The organism is Halobacillus sp. ABA4_118, from assembly GCF_056160205.1.
Genome location: NZ_JBSWWS010000001.1, coordinates 2561720 through 2583215, shown reverse-complemented (window position 1 = coordinate 2583215; position 21496 = coordinate 2561720). Strand labels below are relative to the sequence as shown.

At 46.9% G+C, this 21496-nt stretch carries 24 protein-coding genes; 9 read left to right on the top strand and 15 right to left on the bottom strand.

What is annotated here, in order from left to right; genetic code table 11:
• Positions 1-21: 21 nt before the first annotated feature.
• Positions 22-1236, bottom strand: coding sequence for an ABC transporter permease (locus ACXAGL_RS12950; protein WP_474967802.1), 1215 nt, complete (start codon positions 1234-1236; stop codon positions 22-24).
• Positions 1229-1972 carry an ABC transporter ATP-binding protein gene (locus ACXAGL_RS12945; RefSeq protein ID WP_474967801.1) on the bottom strand — a complete coding sequence of 248 codons (744 nt, stop codon included), beginning with the start codon at positions 1970-1972 and terminating at the stop codon, positions 1229-1231. The genes ACXAGL_RS12950 and ACXAGL_RS12945 overlap by 8 nt, the downstream gene beginning before the upstream one ends.
• 140 nt (positions 1973-2112) lie before the next feature.
• Between ACXAGL_RS12945 and ACXAGL_RS12940 the strand changes: the two genes are divergently transcribed.
• From ACXAGL_RS12940 to ACXAGL_RS12930, 3 genes are all read left to right on the top strand, one after another.
• Positions 2113-2541 carry an HIT family protein gene (locus ACXAGL_RS12940; RefSeq protein ID WP_474967800.1) on the top strand — a complete coding sequence of 143 codons (429 nt, stop codon included), beginning with the start codon at positions 2113-2115 and terminating at the stop codon, positions 2539-2541.
• A gap of 128 nt (positions 2542-2669) precedes the next feature.
• Positions 2670-3203, top strand: a complete 534-nt coding sequence (locus ACXAGL_RS12935) for a tryptophan transporter (RefSeq protein ID WP_474991326.1) — start codon at positions 2670-2672, stop codon at positions 3201-3203.
• A 148-nt stretch (positions 3204-3351) separates the two neighbouring features.
• Entirely contained in the window at positions 3352-3759 is a 408-nt protein-coding gene (locus ACXAGL_RS12930) for a YtxH domain-containing protein (protein ID WP_474967798.1), read from the top strand.
• Positions 3760-3899: 140 nt separating this feature from the next.
• Here the strand turns inward: ACXAGL_RS12930 and ACXAGL_RS12925 are convergent, their stop codons facing one another.
• From ACXAGL_RS12925 to ACXAGL_RS12915, 3 genes are all read right to left on the bottom strand, one after another.
• Entirely contained in the window at positions 3900-4817 is a 918-nt protein-coding gene (locus ACXAGL_RS12925) for a glycine betaine ABC transporter substrate-binding protein (RefSeq protein WP_474967797.1), read from the bottom strand.
• A 61-nt stretch (positions 4818-4878) separates the two neighbouring features.
• A complete protein-coding gene (locus ACXAGL_RS12920; RefSeq protein WP_027956537.1) occupies positions 4879-5727 on the bottom strand; it encodes an ABC transporter permease in 849 nt (282 codons plus the stop codon).
• Positions 5711-6913, bottom strand: coding sequence for a quaternary amine ABC transporter ATP-binding protein (locus tag ACXAGL_RS12915; protein ID WP_474967796.1), 1203 nt, complete (start codon positions 6911-6913; stop codon positions 5711-5713). The genes ACXAGL_RS12920 and ACXAGL_RS12915 overlap by 17 nt, the downstream gene beginning before the upstream one ends.
• 264 nt (positions 6914-7177) lie before the next feature.
• Between ACXAGL_RS12915 and ACXAGL_RS12910 the strand changes: the two genes are divergently transcribed.
• Together ACXAGL_RS12910 and ACXAGL_RS12905 are read left to right on the top strand one after the other, a co-directional pair.
• A complete protein-coding gene (locus ACXAGL_RS12910) occupies positions 7178-7690 on the top strand; it encodes a GbsR/MarR family transcriptional regulator (protein ID WP_474967795.1) in 513 nt (170 codons plus the stop codon).
• A gap of 241 nt (positions 7691-7931) precedes the next feature.
• A complete protein-coding gene (locus tag ACXAGL_RS12905; protein ID WP_474970361.1) occupies positions 7932-8465 on the top strand; it encodes an HTH-type transcriptional regulator Hpr in 534 nt (177 codons plus the stop codon).
• Between the two features lie 79 nt (positions 8466-8544).
• Here the strand turns inward: ACXAGL_RS12905 and ACXAGL_RS12900 are convergent, their stop codons facing one another.
• On the bottom strand, positions 8545-8871 hold the full coding sequence (locus tag ACXAGL_RS12900; RefSeq protein WP_035532700.1) for a DUF1878 family protein: 327 nt from the start codon (positions 8869-8871) through the stop codon (positions 8545-8547).
• 226 nt (positions 8872-9097) lie between these two features.
• Here ACXAGL_RS12900 and ACXAGL_RS12895 point away from each other — a divergent pair, with 226 nt between their 5' ends.
• The 3 genes from ACXAGL_RS12895 to ACXAGL_RS12885 all read left to right on the top strand — a co-directional run bounded on the left by ACXAGL_RS12895 (position 9098) and on the right by ACXAGL_RS12885 (position 11072).
• Positions 9098-9649 carry a DUF3267 domain-containing protein gene (locus ACXAGL_RS12895; protein ID WP_474967794.1) on the top strand — a complete coding sequence of 184 codons (552 nt, stop codon included), beginning with the start codon at positions 9098-9100 and terminating at the stop codon, positions 9647-9649.
• 119 nt (positions 9650-9768) lie between these two features.
• On the top strand, positions 9769-9951 hold the full coding sequence (locus ACXAGL_RS12890; RefSeq protein WP_027956542.1) for a hypothetical protein: 183 nt from the start codon (positions 9769-9771) through the stop codon (positions 9949-9951).
• A gap of 200 nt (positions 9952-10151) precedes the next feature.
• Positions 10152-11072, top strand: coding sequence for a peptidylprolyl isomerase (locus tag ACXAGL_RS12885; protein ID WP_474967793.1), 921 nt, complete (start codon positions 10152-10154; stop codon positions 11070-11072).
• A gap of 30 nt (positions 11073-11102) precedes the next feature.
• On the opposite strand, the gene ACXAGL_RS12880 is transcribed toward ACXAGL_RS12885, so the two are convergent.
• From ACXAGL_RS12880 to ACXAGL_RS12855, 6 genes are all read right to left on the bottom strand, one after another.
• Positions 11103-11297 carry a sporulation YhaL family protein gene (locus tag ACXAGL_RS12880; protein ID WP_474967792.1) on the bottom strand — a complete coding sequence of 65 codons (195 nt, stop codon included), beginning with the start codon at positions 11295-11297 and terminating at the stop codon, positions 11103-11105.
• Positions 11298-11435: 138 nt separating this feature from the next.
• On the bottom strand, positions 11436-11993 hold the full coding sequence (locus tag ACXAGL_RS12875; protein ID WP_027956545.1) for a GbsR/MarR family transcriptional regulator: 558 nt from the start codon (positions 11991-11993) through the stop codon (positions 11436-11438).
• 84 nt (positions 11994-12077) lie between these two features.
• Positions 12078-14969 carry an ATP-binding protein gene (locus ACXAGL_RS12870; RefSeq protein ID WP_474991325.1) on the bottom strand — a complete coding sequence of 964 codons (2892 nt, stop codon included), beginning with the start codon at positions 14967-14969 and terminating at the stop codon, positions 12078-12080.
• Complete coding sequence (locus tag ACXAGL_RS12865; protein ID WP_474991324.1) at positions 14956-16215, bottom strand: metallophosphoesterase family protein; 1260 nt, start codon at positions 16213-16215, stop codon at positions 14956-14958. Before ACXAGL_RS12865 ends, ACXAGL_RS12870 begins: the two co-directional genes overlap by 14 nt.
• A 118-nt stretch (positions 16216-16333) precedes the next feature.
• A complete protein-coding gene (locus ACXAGL_RS12860) occupies positions 16334-17593 on the bottom strand; it encodes an ABC transporter permease (protein ID WP_474991323.1) in 1260 nt (419 codons plus the stop codon).
• Positions 17586-18485 carry an ABC transporter ATP-binding protein gene (locus tag ACXAGL_RS12855; protein ID WP_474967788.1) on the bottom strand — a complete coding sequence of 300 codons (900 nt, stop codon included), beginning with the start codon at positions 18483-18485 and terminating at the stop codon, positions 17586-17588. The genes ACXAGL_RS12860 and ACXAGL_RS12855 overlap by 8 nt, the downstream gene beginning before the upstream one ends.
• A gap of 162 nt (positions 18486-18647) precedes the next feature.
• On the opposite strand from ACXAGL_RS12855, the gene ACXAGL_RS12850 reads away from it, so the two are divergent.
• Positions 18648-18833, top strand: coding sequence for a YhzD family protein (locus tag ACXAGL_RS12850; RefSeq protein ID WP_474967787.1), 186 nt, complete (start codon positions 18648-18650; stop codon positions 18831-18833).
• Positions 18834-18864: 31 nt separating this feature from the next.
• On the opposite strand, the gene ACXAGL_RS12845 is transcribed toward ACXAGL_RS12850, so the two are convergent.
• The 3 genes from ACXAGL_RS12845 to ACXAGL_RS12835 form a co-directional block, all read right to left on the bottom strand.
• A complete protein-coding gene (locus ACXAGL_RS12845; RefSeq protein ID WP_474991322.1) occupies positions 18865-19635 on the bottom strand; it encodes an enoyl-CoA hydratase in 771 nt (256 codons plus the stop codon).
• A gap of 229 nt (positions 19636-19864) precedes the next feature.
• Positions 19865-20224: a YlbF/YmcA family competence regulator gene (locus ACXAGL_RS12840; protein WP_160834837.1), complete on the bottom strand. Its 360-nt coding sequence runs from the start codon at positions 20222-20224 to the stop codon at positions 19865-19867.
• An 85-nt stretch (positions 20225-20309) separates the two neighbouring features.
• Entirely contained in the window at positions 20310-21446 is a 1137-nt protein-coding gene (locus tag ACXAGL_RS12835; protein WP_474991321.1) for a DUF445 family protein, read from the bottom strand.
• Positions 21447-21496: the final 50 nt, after the last annotated feature.

Here is a 21496-nt window from a genome sequence, read left to right as displayed (position 1 = left end):
TGCTCCATGCAGCCTTCCTTGTTAGTTTAATCGTTGTTTGACATACGTTTGTACAAACGCATAACTGAACAAAGCACCGAGCACCCAGACACCAATCATCCCCGCCCATTGGAATTGAAGAGCAAGCAGGATTCCGAAGACAGCCGTCTGGAAAAGCATGATCGTTTTCAGCCATTGCAGGACGGCCTTCTGTTTCCACTGTTGATGAACGGGATAGAGATCGAGCCAGATAATGGTCCTGTGGTGATTCCAGAGGGTCATCATCTGAAACCCGCTCAAATAGAGAAACAGCAGAGCAAATGCCCCTTTCACCCAGACGTTCGGGACAAACCAAACCGCCAGCCCGCCAATAAGAATCAGCCGGAGGTACATGCCTAAATAATCACTGCTCCGGACGAATGTAATCCGGAACAAATAAGTAAAGGAGTGGTCCTGACGGAAGGGGATCCTCTGCACGAGCAGCCGGACAAGCCCGTGCCTTTTCTTCACGGTGTTTTTCAAATGCGGCACATCCGTGAACATATTGGCGATCCGGTAAAAGGCACGCATCCGCTGCTGGTCCTTTTCTACGAGCAGGTCCCAGGCGAGTCCGGCTTTTTGACTCGCCAATGTATACGTGTACAGGACGAGGGCGGCAAGAAGAACGGTTACGACACCGGCAAACACCCAATCTCCGCGGGCAAGAAAGAAAAAGATGAAGCCGTTCAGGAACGCCTTGGCCACCTGATCCACCCGGCGGATCCGGCCATTCCTTTCCTTGAGCATCCACCAGTTGGAAAGCATGTTCCACACCTTCACAACAAGGACGACACCGATCATCATGAAATAATAACGGCCACCCAGAGATGGATAAGACGCCAAATATAACGGGCCGAGCGCAGCCGACACAAGAAAGATTAAATAAAGCTGGACGATGTAACTATAGTAGAGACACCGCTTGAAGTAATCATTCAGCTGATACTCAGCCGGAAGGAGAAAGACAAGGTCCGGCTCTTTCAGCAGTGTCCGCACCGGACTGTAGCCGGCGAGAAAACCAAAAGCGACAGCGATGACGAAAGCGGTAGGGAAGTTCTCCGGAAGATTCTGAAGCCACTGCTGATAATAATAAGCCGAAGCTGAAATGAAAAACAGCATGGCCACTGCAATATGCCCGTTGAACATGTATTTCAAGTAGCGGCTCGTTTCCTTGATGTGTCCGGAAAAACGCGCAGACCAGAACTCCTTCGCCTTAATCATGCTGCTCTTCCTTTGTAAGCTCGACATATATATCGTCCAGGGAAGCATGGGGGCGGCCGAAGGATTGTCGGAGCTCCGCCAGTGTCCCCTGCGCACGGATCTCTCCGTCGTGGAGAATGACAAAACGGTCACAGTACTTCTCAGCTGTCGCCAGAATATGGGTGGACATAAGAATGCCCGCCCCGTTCTCCTTCATATCCACCATCATCTGCAGGTAGGACTGGATCCCAAGCGGATCAAGACCGACAAAAGGTTCATCCACGATATAAAGTTCCGGTTCTATGAGGAAGGCGCACATGATCATCACCTTCTGACGCATCCCCTTCGAGAAATGGACAGGGAACCATTTCAGTTTTTTCTCCAGACGGAATTCCTTCAATAGTGGATCAAGACGCTTCTTAAAAACATCTTCAGGGATGTTGTAAGCCATAGCCGTCAGATGAAGATGCTCATAAAGGGTAAGCTCATCATAGAGGATCGGCATTTCAGGAATATATCCCAGCTGCTGCCGGTACTTCTCGGGATCCTCATCAAAACGGGTTCCGTTAATAGACACCGTCCCCTTCTTCGCCTGCATCAATCCGATAATATGCTTGATCGTCGTACTTTTCCCCGCTCCGTTCAATCCGATCAATCCGACGATTTCTTTCGGTTTCACATCAAGACTGATGCCGTGCAGGACGTTTTTATGCGTATAGCCTCCGTGGAGGTTTTCAATATGTAACAAAGACTGCATGCTATCCCTCTTTTCATTGGTCCATTTGAGTGAATTTTATCATATTTTCCATCTGCACACACGCCGCCCGCGCTTTCTACTAATGGGCGTCTGCCGCTTCTTATGGTACAATACATTCAATAATGAAAGGAGTGTCAAACATGGCAGACTCGTGTATCTTTTGTAAGATTATTGACGGAGACATCCCTTCCGCTAAAGTGTATGAAGATGAAAAAGTGTATGCTTTCCTCGATATCAGTCAGGTGACGAAGGGGCACACGCTCGTCATCCCCAAGGCGCACTGCAAGGATATTTACAACACCCACCCTGACACAGCGGCCGCTCTTTTCTCGAGAATTCCTAAAATCGCCAATGCCATTAAGGAAACGTATGAACCGGTCGGCTTGAATGTGCTGAACAACAACGAAGAACCAGCAGGACAGTCTGTTTTCCATCTACATATTCATCTGATTCCTAGGTATGGGGATAATGATGGTTTCGGAGCAAAGTGGGAAGTCCATTCCGATGAGTACTCCCCGGAGCAGCTTCAGGCGGTTGCCGGTGAGATCAGCAGCCGGATTCCTCATTAACACTATGTATCATTTTTGATTTTCGGAGCTGATTTTTGTATAATACAGGTATGCGTTCGCAGGCGGTCAGAAGGACACGTCTGGAATGTCATTTAGAAGAGATTAGAATAGTTGAGGAGAGATGTTAAATGAATATTCGAGTATTAGTTATGTTGTCCCTGCTTGTTGGTATTGGTGCTGTGCTTCACGCGGTGGCTCCACCGTTTTTCTTCGGGATGCGTCCGGACATGATGCTGGCCATGATGTTCCTGGGCATACTGATGTTCCCGAAAGCCCCTTATGTACTGCTTTTGTCCTTAGCTACCGGTTTTATCGCTGCTTTGACAACGACAGTGCCCGGCGGCCAGCTTGCCAACTTGATTGACAAACCATTGACAGCTTTCGCTTTCTTTGGACTTGTACTGCTGACGAAAAAAATCTCTAACCATAAACTGACGCAGCCGATTCTTGCCGGCATTGGAACAATGATCAGCGGATCCATTTTCCTTGGCGTTGTCCTATATATCATCGGCCTGATGGAAGCGAGTTTCGGCGTCATGTTCGCCACAGTCGTTCTCCCGGCTGCGGTCTTCAACATCTTGTTCGTCGCCGTTGTGTACCCTATTGCCATGAAGATCCTCAAGCGGTCTTCCATGGGAGGTCCGGTCCGGCAGGCTTCGTAACCTTGTCAGTCAACAAAGGCACTACTTTTCTGTAGTGCCTTTGTTATACTTAAAACGACAGACGCTTTTTTATCATTTTAAGGTTTTATTCTTACATATTAAGAGAAAATAGAACCATGGAGATGGATCTGAAAGGAGATGGACGGATATGCCAAATGGAAAATCGTTAGCTCTGGGCATTTTAGTAGGAGGTGCCGTCGGGGCCGCATGCACACTTTTTAATGCCCCATCATCCGGAAGGGATTTCCGTGAAAATGCCAGACTGAAAAGCGAAAACCTGAAGAATACCGTGCTGAGCCTGAAAGAGGATGGCATGCAGCTCAGAGACCAGATTACTCAGACGTCCAAAGAAGGTGCTGAATTAATTAAAGAGCTTTCCGAGGATGTGAAATCCTCCATTGAAAGCTGGAAACGCACCGTCGAACCCCACCAGAAAAACATCCAGAAATATTTGGAGCAGATTGAAGAGAGTCTGAAGGAGCTGGAGGAAAAAGCGAAGGCCGATCAAAACACCGACCCTTCCCAGCCAAGTCATGAGACCATTAACCATCAATAGCCGAAAAGCCCCCGTTGATCCAAACGGGGGCTTTTGTACGCTTTAAAGTTAATAAACAGGGTGTATACCCTGCTAAAAACCCGTGCAGGGATCAACATGTCTCGATTCCTGCACGGGTTTTCAATGATGCGTTTCAGCTGTTATTCCGCCGCTTTCAGATCCTCAATAGAATCAACATCCATATAGGCTGGAACGACAAGGCCGATTTTAGCCCCTTCCAAGTTGGCACCAAGGTCCACAATGCTGTCCTCGTGTTTTTCATACTGACTTCCGTGAGTGACCGGCAGCCACGCTGCGACCATTCCGGAAGCTTCTCCAGAGGCTACAGACTCCCACATCGGTCCGTTATCCAGAGACGTCAACGTTACGTCAAATCCTTGCTGCTTCAGCACTTCTCCAATGACATGCGTAGAGGCAATTTCAGAATCCCACATCACATAAACCAGCTTCACTTCGGTTCCATCGACTTCTTCCGTCCCTTTTGTCCACTCCGCTACAAGATCTTCATTTTCTTTGATCCATTTTTGTGCGGCTTCTTCTTCACTGCTGCCTTCATTGATATCCAGCATGACCGATTCCATGTCTTCCGTTGTCCAGTTGAACTGGTCCAAGATTTGATAAGCGTTCGGCTTGTCTTCTTCCAAGCCTTCGCGAACCATCGTCTTAATCTGCTCTTCTTCACCGAAGACACCCTTAGGATCTTCTAAGTATTCAAGGTCATATTTGGAAAACTTCCAGTGCGGTGTCCAGCCAGTGACAACAATCGGCTCTTCGTCCTCATAAGCTTCTCCAAGTGCTGCTGCCATGGCCCCTGAGGAGGATGTAGACACTTCCCATCCTTCAAGGTTGTCATACTCTTCCACAGCTGTCTGTGCTTTACTGACAACACCGGCACCCGCTTCGACTCCGGTAATCTCATAATCCATTTCTTCCCCATAACTGACCTCTTCTGATGAAGAATCACTTCCGGACGCTTCTTCTTCTGATGAGCCACATCCTGCAGCAATCAATGTCAGTGACACCCCTGCTGCCATACCTAAACGCTTCCAGTTCCACATGTAAATCTCTCCCCTTTAAAAAAATGTGTGTATTAGAAAAAGACGATGGTCTTTTTTCTCCTTACTGCTCGCCACGCTGTGTATTCAGGTTTTGAGTAAAACGGTCGATAATAATCGCCAATATGACAATTCCAAGGCCTGCGACAAACCCTGTTCCTACTTCGGCCCGCTGCAATCCGGTAATAACCGTCTGCCCAAGACCTTTGGCTCCGATCATTGAAGCGATAACCACCATGGAGAGGGCAAGCATGACCGTCTGGTTGATTCCAGCCATAATCGTTTTCTTTGCCATCGGCAGCTGTACTTTGAACAGCTTCTGAACGCCGGTTGTACCAAAGGAGTCAGAGGCTTCAATCAGTTCGTGAGACACCTGTCTGATTCCCAGGTTTGTGAAACGGACGGTCGGCGGTGTCGCAAATATAACGGATGCAAATACACCCGGGACCATCCCGATACTGAAGAACGCTACGGCCGGTATTAAATATACGAAAGCCGGCATCGTCTGCATAAAGTCCAGAACAGGAGTGAAAATCTTTTCCACGGTCCGGTTTTTCGACATCCAGATTCCCAGCGGAATACCTGCAATAACACAGATCAAACTGGCAAACACCACAAGAGTGAAGGTATTCATTAACTCTTCCCACAGCTCCTGGTTATGGATAAACCAAAGACCAATCACAGAAAAAGCCGTCAAACCAAATTTCTTACCGGAAACAAAGAAGGCCAGCACTCCGACGATGGCGATAAACAGCCAGACAGGAATGCCCATCAGCCAGTCTTCGGCTACAATCTCGATAAAGTCACCAAAATCATTTTTTATAAAATCAAATAAAAATCCGAACGTTTCTGTCGTTAACTCTGTGGCATCCGACACCCACTGGGCTACTGGAATTTTAGGAATCGATTCCATGTAGATTCACCTCATTTCCTGCAAGTGCGGCGATAACAGCACCGCGTACGATAATTCCCTTCAGCTTCCCTTCGTCTATGACGGCAACTGGAACAGGAGCATCATGGATGATGTCGAAAATCTCCTGCATCGGCGTGGAACCCTGAATCTGCGGCACATCTGTACGCAGAATCCCTTTCAAGTCCTTCACGTCCTGCCTGGCTGCCTCTGAAACATCATCCGCTGTGACATAGCCATGGAGGTTCCGCCGGCTGTCGGTGACGTAAATCGTAGAAAGGCCTTCTTTACGCATTCTTTCCAGAGCGGTTCTCGGTCCGTGCTTCTCCACATCCACGGTCTCCGGCCGTTTCATAATATTTTCAGCGGTCAACACTTTCGAACGGTCCACATCCTCTACGAATTTCTCGACATATTCGTTGGCAGGATTCACGAGGATTTCTTCCGGTGTGCCGATTTGAACAATCCGTCCATCCTTCATCAATGCGATACGGTCGCCGATCCTTAAAGCTTCATCGAGATCGTGCGTAATGAATAAGATCGTCTTCTTCATCGTTTCCTGCAGATCGAGAAGCTCATCCTGCATTTCCTTACGAATCAATGGATCCAAAGCAGAAAAAGCTTCATCCATTAAAAGAACTTCAGGATCATTGGCAAGAGCGCGGGCGAGTCCGACTCTCTGCTGCATTCCCCCGGAAAGCTGACCCGGGAACTGGTGTATGTATCCGCCAAGACCAACGAGTTCAAGAGATTCCTCGGCTTTTTTCTTTCTTTCCGATTTATCAATGCCTTGGACTTCAAGGCCGAACTCTGTATTTTCAAGTACGGTCCGATGTGGGAATAACCCAAATTTCTGGAAGACCATGCTTAGCTTCTGACGTCTGACCTCTCGAAGGGAACGGCTGTCCATCTTCGCTAAATCCTCTCCATCAATGAGCACACTGCCTTCCGTCGGCTCGATGAGACGGTTGATCAAACGCACGAGTGTGGATTTCCCACTCCCCGACAATCCCATAATGACAAAAATTTCTCCTTCTTCAACGTCAAAGGAGGCTCTGTTGACACCTACCGTATTTCCGGTTTTTTCTAGAATTTCTTCTTTTGTTTGTCCTTCATCTAAGTATTTCGTCGCCTTTTTAGCGTTTTTACCAAAAATCTTTGATAAATTCTCTACTTGTATGACCGGCACGTTTTCACCTCATTTTCTAAAAATCTTCAAACTGTGACTTTGAACTCATTACCTTATACACTGTAACCCATTTGCAAATAAAAGTTCAAACGTACTTTACTTTAAAATAAGTACAAAAATTACGTACAGTTCAAACTGTACGTAATTTAAAGGGTGATTTGCTTCATATTTCGTTTAATTTCGACAAAATGCTTGTCGATCCGTAATTTTTCTTGGATTACCATTTATAGTAATGTAGTCGTAGAACGTAAAAAGGAGGAGCATATGGGAGGAAACGATCACCACAACCTGGAAGACATCCAGATGAAAGTCATACACGAATTTTCTAAAACCCTGGAGATGTTCGGTTTATCCATGGCTGACTCCCGCTTGTTTGTCACCCTTTACCTTCATCCGTCACCAATGACGCTTGATGAGATGAGCAGCGCGCTGGGAAAAAGCAAGACGGCCATGAGTACTGGAATCCGGAATTTATCCGATCAAGGACTGGTTGAACGTGTGTGGAAAAAAGGGGTTCGGAAGGATTTATATACACCCACCACCAACCTCTACAAAACCTTTATGACTTCCTACATACAAAAATGGCAGACAGCTGTGAATGAACAGGAGAATGAATTAGCGGCTGTAGAAGAGCAGGTGCAGGAAAACATGCAGCGCTGTGTGAAACAAAAAGAAATGGATGAAACCGCGTTTCTTCAGGAACGCATGAGGGAAATGGTCCATTTTCATACCTGCCTTTCCAAGGCGCTCCAGAGCCTTCATCCGGACCCATTTTGAGCTTCTCACCAGTAAACATACGTTTACTGGTATTTTTTTATCATTTTTCTGTTATTTACACCTTGTCAAATACAGAATGTTTTATATTATTATAAAGAGGGAATAGAATATTGGAATAGCACATTCTAACTTTCCTATTGCCGCCATGTCTGGCACAATAGAATTAAGAATATACCTAAAGAAGGTGAAATTGGTGAAGGAAAAGATCACAAAGCGAGAAGCCATTTATTATAGTCATAAAATGGCACAACTGTCCAAAGCGCTTTGGAAAGCCATCGAGAAGGACTGGCAGAACTGGATCAAACCTTTTCAGTTGAACATCAATGAGCATCATATTCTATGGATTGCCTACCACCTCAAAGGGGCCAGCATTTCTGAAATATCCAAATATGGTGTGATGCACGTCTCGACTGCCTTCAACTTTTCAAAGAAAATGGAAGAACGCGGACTCCTCCAATTCTCTAAACGTGAGAATGACAAAAGGAATACCTATGTGGAACTGACTCCTGAAGGAAACGACCTTTTGGAATCCACGCTCAATGAGTACGAGCCGGACGACAATTCGGTGCTCAAAGGCGTGATGCCGATGACCGAAATGTTCGGGAAACTTCCTGAGTTCCTTGATCTATCCGCCTTGATTAAAGAGATTTACGGCGATGAATATATGGAGATTCTGGAGCGTTCTCTTGAAAATATTGAAGAAGAGGCTTTAGTCAACGAGCCGACGGATTTGGAAAAGTACAAACAAAAATCGCAGAAGTCACGTTCTTCTTAATGCCCTGGTGCTTATCCCTTATAAACCCGGACTTATATGCTGAAAACCCCTTTCCGATGTTTCATTGGAAAGGGGTTTTTTATGTATAGGACAGAAGCAGTTCTGTCAGGTCTTTATAATACCCTTCTTTATGAAGGGCTTCGAGAGAATCTGTAATGGGAAGCTTCCAACAGACCATCCCCGCGTAATGAAAGAGTAACGAAGAGTGATCCAGCAGCCCCTCCTCCTTCTCTTCCTTATAAAGATCAGAGAGCGTCTGCAGCAAATGCATCGTCTCGTCATATTCCATTTCTGTTAAATCTTTTTCAATCACTAATTTTGTAAAAGGATAGTGGTCAATTTCTTTGATGCTGCTCAATAATTTCAGTTGAAAAGAAAGAGTGTCACAAAGATTCACATTCTTCATACTTTTCCCTCCCCTCTCGCTGTCACCCTTGTCACAGCAGGGTTTCAGACCACTTCGAGATCAAGTAAAATCTTCAGTGGTATTTTTTACGAAAAACCTATTGCTTTTTGTCTCTAAACATACTATTATTCGTCTTGTGCTAATAAAACGATAGAGAAAACGTACTCCTATCATATCGATAATCATAATAAAATCACAGCATTTTTTGTAGTAAGGGGGGATTCTTATGATGAACTGCTGGAAATCAGTGAACATCAATAAAGAATTCGGATTAAACCGTGTTTATATCATGTCTATTCTCACCGGACTATTGTCCTTTTTAATTCTTTACCTGCCGTTTTCCATGATCCATGCGACGCATGATATGAACGATCACGGTTTTATACCGCTGCTGGTCATTCTATTCTTTCTGCCGTCCATTCACAGGCTCATGCATATGCTGCCTTTGATGCTCAGCTATAAACGACTGCGGGTTCACTTTAAATTCAGGAAACGCTGCGTACCGACGTTCTCGTATCAATGCAAGACGAGGCTGTCCAAACCGATGTCCATGACGATGGCACTGGCACCGACTTTTTTGATTACTGTTCCAACACTAGTCATGAGTTACGTCTTCCCGAATTACTTCGCCTATCTGGTGCTGTTTGCCTCTGTGAATATCGGGCTGTCCTTTTCAGATTTTCTTTATGTCAGCCATTTCGCGAAAGCACCGAGGAAATGCATCATTGAAAATGCGAAAGACGGCTACGATATTCTCATTCATCAGCCGAAAGCATAAAATCAAAAACAGCGTTCAGTGGAGCGCTGTTTTTTTATGGCCTGGAACGGGGTTTTCCTGTTCAATCCAGTTAAACTTTGATAGAGTAGTTTCATAGGGAATAAAGGAGGTTCATCAACATGGCATTTGGTTTCAGCTTGTACGCGCTCGTCATTTTATTCGTGTTTAACTCACTCACACATTCCTTATGCTTAAAAACGAAAATGTCGAACGAGAAGCAGACTCGTGTATTCCGAACAATTAATGTGCTGATCACTATTTTACTCATTTCATCCTATGTGGAAGTCTTAAATACACTATAATGACCCAGGCCGCTGATCCCTTCAGCGGCCTGTTTTATATTCGATCGGATAAGGAAAGACTGGGGGTGGAAGCTCCCCCACCCTTTTTCGCTGAACATTATAGTATAGGACAGGGAAAATGTGTTATATTTACTCATAGGCTGTTTATTTAATCTCTACGTCATGAAAAAATTACAAAACGTTTTAGGAGTGTCATGCACATGAAAAAAGTAGCCATTACTGCTGCCTTGGCGGCAGGCGTCTTCACCCTTTCAGCTTGTTCATCAAACGCGGATGAATCGGAAGTCGTCGTTCAAACGAAAGATGGAGAAGTAACGAAGGAAGAATTCTATCAGGAACTGAAAAGCCAGCATGGTGATCAAGTGCTTCAAAGCCTTGTTATGAAAGAAGTTCTTTCCAACAACTATGAAGTGACCGATGAAGCCGTTGAAGAAGAACTGCAGACATTGAAAGACCAGTACGGGGAGCAGTTTGAAACCGTTCTTGAACAGAATGGCTTCTCTGATGAAGAAGCCTTCAAGGAAACCATCCGCATGAGCCTGCTTCAGGAAAAGGCGGCAGCTGAAGATGTCGAAATCACGGAAGAAGAAATGAAGCAGTACTATGAACGCATGAAAACAGAAGTAAAAGCAAGCCATATTCTAGTCGAAGATGAAGAAACCGCTCAAGAAGTGCAGAAAAAGCTTGATGACGGTGGTGACTTCGGAGAGCTTGCCAAAGAATACTCCACAGACGGCTCCTCTGAAAACGGCGGAGATCTCGGTTGGTTTGGTCCAGGACAGATGGTCGCTGAATTCGAAGAGAAAGCCTACGAATTGGAAAAAGACAGCGTCAGTGAACCTGTCGAAACACAGTTCGGCTACCATATCATTAAAGTGACCGACAAGCGCGAAAAAGAAGATATCGAGTCTTATGAAGATACGAAAGATGAAATCCGACGCACACTTGTGAGCCAGAAGGTCGATCAGACACAGCTTCAAGAGAAAATGGATCAGCTTGAAAAAGATGCCGAGATTGATGTGAAGGATGATCAATTCGAAGGTCTTTTTGATGACGCATCTGAAGAAGACGAAGCAGCAGAAGAGGAATCAAGCACGGAAGAAGAGAATACAGAAGAATAATAAAAAGCCGGGTGATCCTTCACCCGGCTTTTAGTTTGAGGTCATTCTCCGTTTTCCCCGCCGCTGCTTTTCCTGCTCGATCCTCTTCAAATACACCTGTCCCTCTTGTTCAATAAACTCCTGCTCCAATGTATGTTCCGCCCTCATAGCCCGGAAAGCCATATAGCCACTGAAAAATATAAAAGCCACACATAGAAATACCCAGATCGGCAAACCGAATAGCATACGCTGTTCCTCCCTGCCCTGTTTACCATAAGCTTATGTATCAGCATGACGGAATATGAACAAGCTCCCCTCCAGCAAAAAAACTGCCCCGCGCTTTTTCCATTCAATGCTCGGAAAAGCCGGGACAGTTTTTTTATGTTATTCACTCTTCTGATCGATTTTCGGAACGTATTTAAAAATTTCCCCGGATTCAACGACATGGATGAATTTCATCAGCCAGCGGTAGTAGTTCTGGGCATATTTTAAACGGTCGATATCCACCTGGATCTTCTCTTTCAACTCTTCATCGGAAGTGCGGTTCTGAAGAGATTCCAGTTCCTGAATCGCCTCGTCCGCCTCTTCAATGTTCGTTTCTGTATGATGTCTCCACCTGCTCCCGAAAAGGGAAGTGAATGACTTATACCAGTCTTCCTCAGACTTGTACAAGTCTTTCCGAACTCCTTTTTTAAAGGAAGGTTCCACCATTTTCATATCAGACAAAGCCCGGACACCTGTGGACATACTCGTCTTACTCATCTCAAGAGCTTCACGCATGTCATCCAGCGTCATCGGCTCCTCGGAGAAGTACAACACTCCATACAGTCGTCCTATCGAAGGAGTCACCCCGTAGAGGCTCATATTCTTAGCAATCACCTGAATGAATTGTTCAATTGTTTCTTCGTATTTCGTCCAGTCTTTATTATTTGTTTCTGGCAATGGAAACCCTCCATTTGCATAATGCTCATGTAATCTTAGAACATTTTATCATTAAAGTCCTGAGATTGCGACCTAAACCTCAATTTATTTTAACTGCTGAATATTTGCGTCTGTAAACACTTGCTGAAGGTCACTTCTCCAGGAGAAAAACAGCACCTGGTGACGGGTGGATACGCCCTGTAGAATCGTAGTCATTTTCTGCAGCCGGCTTTCATCGAAATGCACAAACGCATCATCCATAAAAAAGGGAAGCGGCCTTTGGCCGGCCATCGTTTCCCCCAGAGCCAGACGCAGCGATATGTACAACTGGTCGCGCGTCCCCTTCGATAATTCTCCAGGGGCAAAAAGCATTCCTTCTGAATTGAGCACGGTGATCCCCCGTTCAGGATCATCAGCCGCTATGCTTTCATAGCGGCGGTCGGTCAACACCCGGAAATAGTCCTCAGCCGATGCCAGTACAGCAGGAAGGTAGGTGGATTGGTAGGACTGTTTGGTTTCCTTTAAGGCCTGGAGGGCAGTCTGATAGCCGGCCCATTCCTTTGCCAGCTCCTTCAGCTTCTCTTTCTCCGCCTGATAGTGGTGGGTCAGAGCTGAACGCTCATCAGAATTCTCCATCTGATCGAGCCGGCTGTGGATATCCGCAAGATGCTGCCGCGCATCGGACTGCTGCGTTTCCAGCTGCTCAATATCCCGTTTGAACTCTCGGATTTCGGTCAGCAGCCGGCTTTCCTCCGGCACTTGATTCCATACATCCGCATATGTCTGATCTTCTTCAGACAACAACCCTTCGATTTGAAACTGATGCCCGGCGACGTTCTCCTGAAGTTTCCTTACGGTTTCTGCCTTTTCCGCCTTTTTATAGAAGTCTTGTTCGCTCTCGACCCCGCACTCTTCAAAAAGCTGATGGCATTCTTCAAGATAACCTTGCAGCTGATACGTGATTTTTTTAAGACGGTGTTCCAACGCTTCCAACGCTTCTTTTTGTTGATGGACATCCCTTTCCAACTGTTCCTGCTTTTTGACCCAGCCGCTCAATTCGTTCCAGCCTGTACGGACAGTATGATCTATTATTTCCCAATCTAAACGTCTGTGAAACGTTTTCAATTGCTCAATCATTCTGTCCTGTTCCCTTTCCAGTTCCTCTATCCGATTCACTGCCTGAAGGTATTCCACTCGCTTTTCACGAAGTTGAACGACTTTATGAAATAACTTCTCCCAGTGTTTCACATCAAGTCCGGTTAGAAACGGATAAAGGCTTCGCTGCTCTGTCACTTGAGCTTCCAAGCGGCGCCGGCGCTGCGCGGCAACACTTTCTTTTTCCTGAAGACGGATGTCTTCATGATTCAGCTGCTTCCACTGATCATGAACATGCTTCCATTCCGTTCTTCTTGTTTCATATTTCCTCAGCTCCTCCCGTGCTCTTTCCACTTCTTCTTCTCTGTTATCCGGGATTTGAGGATGGACACTCTGTGGAAGGCGGGAAGCATAGAAACTGAGACCGATGGACAACATCACTCCAAGCAGCAGCCAAACAACACTCCCGCCGCCTATAAAGACCGCTGCCCCGCCTGATAGGACAGTGGCGGCTCCAACAAAAAGAACAGACCTGTTCGGACGTCTCCTGCCGGCTTTTCCACTGTTCCTTGTGGCTCGGTTGGCCGCAGCCGTTTCTGAAGCTTCCTGAACTTTGGATTGAAGAGCAGCCGCTTCGTCTTCACCGATCATCTCTTCTTCCAATTCAGCTTTCTTCGTCTCTACATACTGAAACTCCCGCTCCAGATCCATGCTTTGATCATGAATATAGGCCCTTTCCTGAACCAATGTCTGTTCTTCGTTTTTCAATTCTCTCCACGTTTCTTCTATATAGAAGGGAAATGTGTAATCATCAAGATCGGCAACGGTCAATGGAATATCCAGCGCCTGGACTTCCTTGGACAGCTCTTCCTGCCTGCGCTCTGATTCCTTATGCAGCCGATCTTTCTCATAATCGATCTTTTCTGATTCGGGGCGTTGCTTCAAAAGCATTGCTGCTTCCTCAAGTCGTTGAGGCTGGTAGGCGGACGCCAAAGCCTTCAGCTTTTCCTTTCCGGCTTCGACATCCGAAGTGAGGAGCTTCTTTTCTGATTGAAGGGGGAGGATTTTTTCCTTGAGCTGCCTGTATCTTTCCATTCCCCCATCAGGAAAAACAATGAACGCCCGGCGTTGAAGTTCTTCCAGCCCTTGATGATAGTTCACAAGTGCCGGTCTGGCTTTCAATAATTGTTCCGTCCGGTAGAGGGCATTCGTTTTCTCCCTCCAGGCCATTCCAGAGGCTTCGATTTCCTCCATCGCCTGCTGCTTTTCCTCAAGCAGATGAAGGTAGTCCTGCTCCTCTTTTTCGAGTGATCGTTTCTTTTTATAAAGGTCTTCCACTTTATGAAGCTGTTCATTGATTACGGGTTTTCTGCCCTGGGGTTTGAACAGCTCCTCCACTTTCTTTTCCAGCCATCTTTCTGTGCGGCTGATCCGATCCGATCCGGTGAGACCGATATCCAGCAAGGTTTCACCAAGACTTTCAGCAGACAGCGTTTCCAAATGGCGGAGGTCGTCCGCATTGAAACTGAAGATCGCTTCAAAGCTCTCCCGGTCCAGACCATTCAACTGTTCCCTCAGCCATTCTTCTCCATACTCTACTCCAAGAGAGCTGCGGCAGACCGCCTGTCCTTTATGCCGGTCATGAAATCGTTCGACTGTCACGACTTCAGCTTCTGGCGTCTCTACCGTGATGGTACCTCCAAGCCCCCCGCCTTGTTTAGGCTTATATGCTTCCCTCTGCTTAGGCGGCAGACCGAAAAACATGTATAAAAAGAAATGATAAAGGGTGGATTTCCCTGCTTCATTCCTTCCTGTAATGATGTTCGGACGGTCCTCAGCGAAGGTTAGGGAGAACCCGCTCCATTTTCCAAAGCCATGAATATATAGGTTATGTATGATCAAAGCCCTCATCCCCGCTTCCTATTAATTGGTTTACTGCCGCTGCTTTTGCTTTCTCCAGCACTTCCGCCCGCTCCTTTTCATTAAGGGAAGGAACGAACCGCGACATCTTCCTGTGACCGTACAATGGAGCGAGCCACGAATCCAAGGCTTCGACGTCTGCTTCATTCATTTTCTTCAAGAACTCTCCCGTGAAATGAGGACCATGAAGATCTTCTTCAGTCCAGCTTACCCTTTCATCCAGACGCACATCTTCAATCCACACCCAGCCGTCTTCGGTAACGTCTTCATTTTCGTTAACGATATCCTTCCATTCATCCATTACCCCCGAGGACCACCAGCGTTTCCACTGACGCCCGCTGCCTTCAATCGTCACAGAGAGCATGACAGAGTCGCCGCTTTCCACAACGTGATGCTTCGCACTCTCTAATACGCGCTCCAATTCATTCGGGCTTTCCAGGGATGGAACAGGAACGGTAACACTTTCATACACAAAGCTGTGCAGAGGCTGAAACCTGTACTCCCATTCCCCCTCCTGTTCTTCGATGACGTAACACCCTTTCGGCCCCTGTTCTTTCTGAGACCTGCCCTGTGTATTTCCCGGATAGATAATCAGCGGGTCTGCAGATAAAATTTCCCGTTTATGGATATGGCCGAGCGCCCAGTAATCCATCCCCGTACGCTTCAATTCCTCCAATGTGAAGGGAGCATAAACATCGTGATCCGTATTCGATTCCAGACTTCCATGAAGCATAGCAATGTGATACGGAGGGTGTCCCGTCTTTTGAAACTCCTGCGCTTTGTGCTCCTTAACCACCCTTGTCTCGTAAGAAAAGCCATAAATATGCGCCAGAAGCTCCCCCTGCTTATAAAAGGGAACCTCCTGGACACGCTCGCTCTCGAATAGGAATACATTTTCGGGAAAGGAAACCGCGTGCTCCGTTCCTGACGTAAAGTCATGATTTCCAAAGCTGACGTATACATTGATCCCGTGCTTCTGCAGCTTCTCAAATCCCCGGCGCACATGGACCTGTGCCTTCAGGCTGCGCAGTTCCTCATGATAGACATCCCCGGCAATCAACAGGAAATCCGCCTCTTCTTTTATACATACTTGAATAAGGCGGTCAAAGGCTTCAAAGGTTCCCGCCCGCAGCCGTTCGAGCAGTTCCTCAGGGAGATGGCCTTTCGTCTTAAACAGGCTGTCCATATGCAGATCTGCACTATGGACAAATGTGATTCCATTCCGCATAGCTTCCGCTCCTTCACTCCATCTTTTTCTTTTATTTTACCAAAGCACACCCACGAATGCACGTTCGCTTCCAAGGCTTCTGGGCAAAAAAAGACCGCCCCGGGAAGGGCGGAAACGTTCAGGATGACTTTTCTTTTTTCGATAGTTGGAGGGCTGCTTTAAGATCCTTCAAAGATGATGATTTTCCGTAAAGGAGAACGCCTCCTCTGTAAATTCTTGCCCCTATCCAGCCGAGCAGCGCAATCGAACCGATCAGCACGCCTAAGGAAAGGGAGACCTCCCATACGGGGACGTCAAGCATCCCGACTCTCAGGAACATAATCAACGGGGTGAAAAACGGGAAATACGAGCTGATGGTAATGAAAGTCGAATCCGGCGAGGCCAGACCGAACATCGCAATCATAAAGGCAGCCACGATAAGCATGATCATAGGAGCAGTCATCTGCTGGGCATCCTCCAGACGGCTGACGAGAGACCCGAGCGTTGCTGCAAGGGTGGCAAACAATAGGTATCCCAGCAGGAAGAATACGACCGCATAAATGATGGTGGCAGGCTGAATCGTGGTCAGCCCCAGCCCATCAATAAATGAAGCGCTCCCCGACTCTATCGTCCGCTGAATACTGAAATATCCGGCGGTCAGGAAAATGGCAAACTGGGTTAAGCCCACGAGAGCGATACCGATGATTTTAGCGAACATCTGGGAAACCGGAGACACACTGGAAATTAAGATTTCCATCACCCGGCTGGATTTCTCCGTAGCTACTTCCGTAGAAATCATCTGGCCGTACATAATGACAGCAAAGTACATAAAGAACAACATGATATATACGATTCCGCGCGTCTGATTGAGTTCTTCCGCGGATTTCGCCCGTTCCTCCAGGGCTTCCAGTTCAAACGATACCGGAGCTGATATCTGCTGCAGGGTTTCCGGCGCCACGTCTGCTTCTTCGGTCACCTGCTCGATTTTCACCTGCTGCAGGGCCTGACGGACAGGCTCACTTGCTTCTATATTCGCAATCTGATTGGCAAAGTACGTCGCTTCCGGGAGCTGATCTGCCCCTTGCCGGATGTGAACGACAGCCTCATAACTGCCTTCTTCTACTTCCTGCTTTGCCTCTTCCAGCGTCCCTTCATAGGTTTCAGCGGCTGCTGACTCACTGGAAGCGAGACTTCTTTCAAAAGCCGACGCCCAAGCTGCACTTTCGGAAAGAATGGCAATACGGTTTTCATCTTCGTCCCCACTGAACTGTTCAATGATGGATTGAAGGTTGGATACAGCGAAAATAAACACGAGCATAATGAGCGTCGTAATCACAAAAGATTTGGATTTCACTCTATTTTTATATGTATGGCCCATCATAATGAAGAACTTATTCATAGGAAGCCCCTGCCTTTTCAATGAAAATATCATTCAGTGTCGGTTCTTCCAAATCAAAGGTGCGGACAAAGCCTTTTCCATGAAGGGATTCAAAAATACCCGCAGCTGCTTCTTCCGCAGTAATTTGAAGCTCGCATCCTTCTGCAAGCGGCTTATATTTGGTCACACCCTTGAACGACTGTAAATATGAGGTATCAAAATCTGCATGAATGCGGATGTTTTTCTTACCGAATGACCGTTTGATCTCCTTCAACCTGCCATGAACGACGGGGGATCCATGATGAAGGATACAAAGACTTTCACACAATTCCTCCACATGCTCCATACGGTGGGATGAAAACACAATGGATGTGCCAGCTTCCTTCAATTCCACAACAGCCTCTTTCAACATTTCTACATTGACCGGATCCAGTCCGGAAAACGGCTCATCCAGAATAAGCAGCTCCGGCTTATGCAGAACAGCCGATATGAATTGAATTTTCTGCTGATTCCCTTTGGACAACTCCTCTACTTTTTTCTGCTTATACTCCGGCACTTTAAATCGTTCCAGCCAGTGGTCGATTTCCTCCACTGCCTCCTTTTTGGACATCCCGCGCAGTTTAGCCAGGTACACAAGCTGCTCTTTCACTTTCAACTTCGGGTACAACCCCCGCTCTTCAGGAAGATAACCAATCAAATGGCTCTCCCCATAGCCGATTTTCCCCCGATTCCACGATATCTCTCCTTCTGTCTGATCCAGCAGCCCGAGGATCATACGGAACGTCGTCGTTTTGCCCGCTCCGTTGGCTCCAAGAAAACCGAAAATCTGCTGTTCAGGTATCTCGATGGATAAATGATCCACTGCCGTGAATGAACCGAACGTCTTTGTAACATTCTCCAACCTCAAAGTCATTCCGATAACCTCCCCTTTCTGTTTATCTTACGGGCTTGTCCGCCCGGGAGTTTCAATTTTTCCACAAATAAAAATGAAGAAACTTGAAGCTTTTTGCAGGAATTTCGCTTTCTCATGACAAATGTAAATAAATGAACAACTATTCATTCGAGGGGGACATCCATGAAACGCTACTACTTAACCGTATTCGAACAAGACGGGACAAATGTGCTTGATGAGAACTTTGAAGCTGAACATGATGAGGAAGCGAAAAAAATAGGGACAGCCAAACTGACGGAGCATGGATACAGTGAGTTTACCCACCGCTGCGTGTCGCCTGATGGACGGCTGGTTCTTTTCCACCGCTGAAAAGAGCCGCGCTTAATGGCGCGGCTCTTCATTATTTTCCATGAAATACAGGGTTCCTCTTCTCCATAAAAGCCTGAACACCTTCGAGGTGGTCATCTGTGTGCCTCAGCATCCATTGGGTTTCCCTTTCCTCTGTCAAATAGGTCTGGAGCTTTTCCAAGCCATATTTATGATAGATCTCCTTCGTCGCAATCATCGATCGGAGCGGGCGGCGGCTCCAATATTCTGCAAGGTCTCCAGCTTTCTGCTGGACCGATCCTTCAACAACCTGGTCGATCAGCTTGTATTCATAAGCTTCGGCAGCCGACATCTGCTCCCCCTTCCAAGTAAAATGCTTGGCCTGATGGGTACCCAGACGTTCCTGAAGCCAGAAGTGGCCGCCCCCGTCCGGAGCAAGTCCGATGCCGATGAAGTTCATGGACAACTGCGCCCCTGCTTCCGCCATTACATAATCAGCCGATAAAGCAATACTGAGTCCGAGCCCGACGACAGGCCCGTGAACAGCAGCGATCACAACCTTAGGCATCGTATAAAAAGACTTGACGATATATTCAATGTCATCCATCACCTGGTCGTACACGTCACGGTCGGCGGCTTCCTTCATCATAGTAAGATCCCCGCCGGCACAAAAGCCGTCTCCACTTCCCGACAAAACCACAACCTGAGCCTCTGAATGCTGCACCTGATCGAGAACGTAAGCAAATTCAGCTAACTGCTCCGTCCCGAGCGCATTGTACTTTTCTCCGCGGTCCAACGTAATGTGCACAACATTATCCTTTTCTTCAACCCTAAAGTGGCCCATTCTTCTCCCCCTGGATTCAAAAATGTCTTCTATTCGTTACATTTCGCCGGCGTGTCTCTTTTCTCCTGCAAAGGTCGACAACATTCCATCCATCATGCAGAAAAGACACAAAGACAGACTCCTGCTGAATGAGAAGGGCCGCTGCGTTTCCAGGCATAAAAAAAGAGTCTGCAGAGAACAAAAGGTTCTCTGCAGACTCGGACCACCGTAGAAACGGCGGTCAACTGCATTACTGCTGTGGCTCTTCCGGATTACCGTAAAGCTCTTCCAGCGGTTTTGTAATAATACGGCTGATATCGTTGATAACAGTGTTCAAACGCTGTTCTTCTTCCATCAGCTTGGAAATCTGTGGGTGCTGCTGTACAAGTTCTACGACTTTACGAGCCTGCTCCACTTCTTCTTCGGAGATTTCCTCTCCCTGCATCTGTTTTTGTTGAAGCGTCATTTGTGTCTGACGGAAATCATCAAACATTGTTTTCGCTGCTTCGTCATTCATAACCGCTTCATAAGCTTCTTTCAAGCTTGTGAATTCTTCACTGTTGCGGATCGCTTTTTCCAAATCATAAGCGTAATCGTATAGGTTTGCCATAAAATAAGCCCTCCTGTAATTTCGTACTTCTAACATTCCTACCCCACTATAACAGACTCACTGAAGTCTGTATAGGAATAGGGTCTTATCCGATCACCATGACGAGAGCGGCCTGCAGCAGACCGATCAGTCCTCCAAGAAGAGCTCCGAGATATGTGATCATCTTGAATTCCCTTCTCGAAATGCCAAGGACCATCTCCTCCAGACGATCCACCTGGAAAGCCTCTACCTCTTCCTTGACGACTTCCTCCAGTCGAACGGATTGGATCATCCCTTCCACCTTGCCGGAGATGACATCGATGGATTTCCTAATGAGGACCGGAATCCATTGTTTGGTCACCTTCTCCTGAATAGGAGCGGTCCAGTCTGCAATCGAACGCTCCATCCATTGCTCAACAGGAAGAGCCTCCGCCGCCGTCTGCCCGATCAGACGCCCGATTTCATCAGAACCGATTCGTTCTTCCACGGATTCCAGGGGCATGTCGAGCCATTTCTCTTTTTCTGCATGAAGCATCGTTTTCAACCATTCATTCATTTCACTGTCGGACACATATTTCAGGAGAATCGGATACAGACGTTCAGTCAGCCCGTCCGGCCCTAAGAAAGAGGAAATCATATTACCGAGAAACCCTTGATTGTCCAGATAATTATCAATGAGGGCGGAAACTTTCTCTTTTCCCTCTGTACTCCGGAAATAATTCTCGATACTTTTTTGAATGTGCTCAGCGGCCTGGTCAACGCCATGATCCACCTTCGATGTCCATTCCGGAGTCAGCAGCTCTCTGATTTCCTGCTGCCTGTATCCATCCATCAGCTTATGGTACCGTTCTTCGATCCAAGAAGCCGTATTCGATCGAATTTCCTCTGAAGCCACATCGATTTGGAAATCCTTCAGCAGGGATTGGACGGATTTATCCTGCTGCATCCATTTCAACGCCTCTTGTTCAGCCAAGGAGGTCATCTGGCTCACCAGAGCAGGTTCAGTCAATTTGCGGCGGATACCCTCGGGTGTAAGAAGATGATTCACGACCATTTTCCCGAGCTGTTGTGCTAATTCATTCTGTCGTTTAGGTATAAGCCCCGGCGTAAATGGAACGCGGAACTTCCCGATATATATCGCACGGTAAGGGCGGAAAAGCATCTTAATCGCGAGAGAGTTCGTTACTCCACCAATCAAGGCACCGATCCCCATCATTAAAAGAATCAGAAGTATTGGATGCATCGTACAACCTCTTTCTATCGTAGTGTACCAAGTATAATGGAAAAATGCGG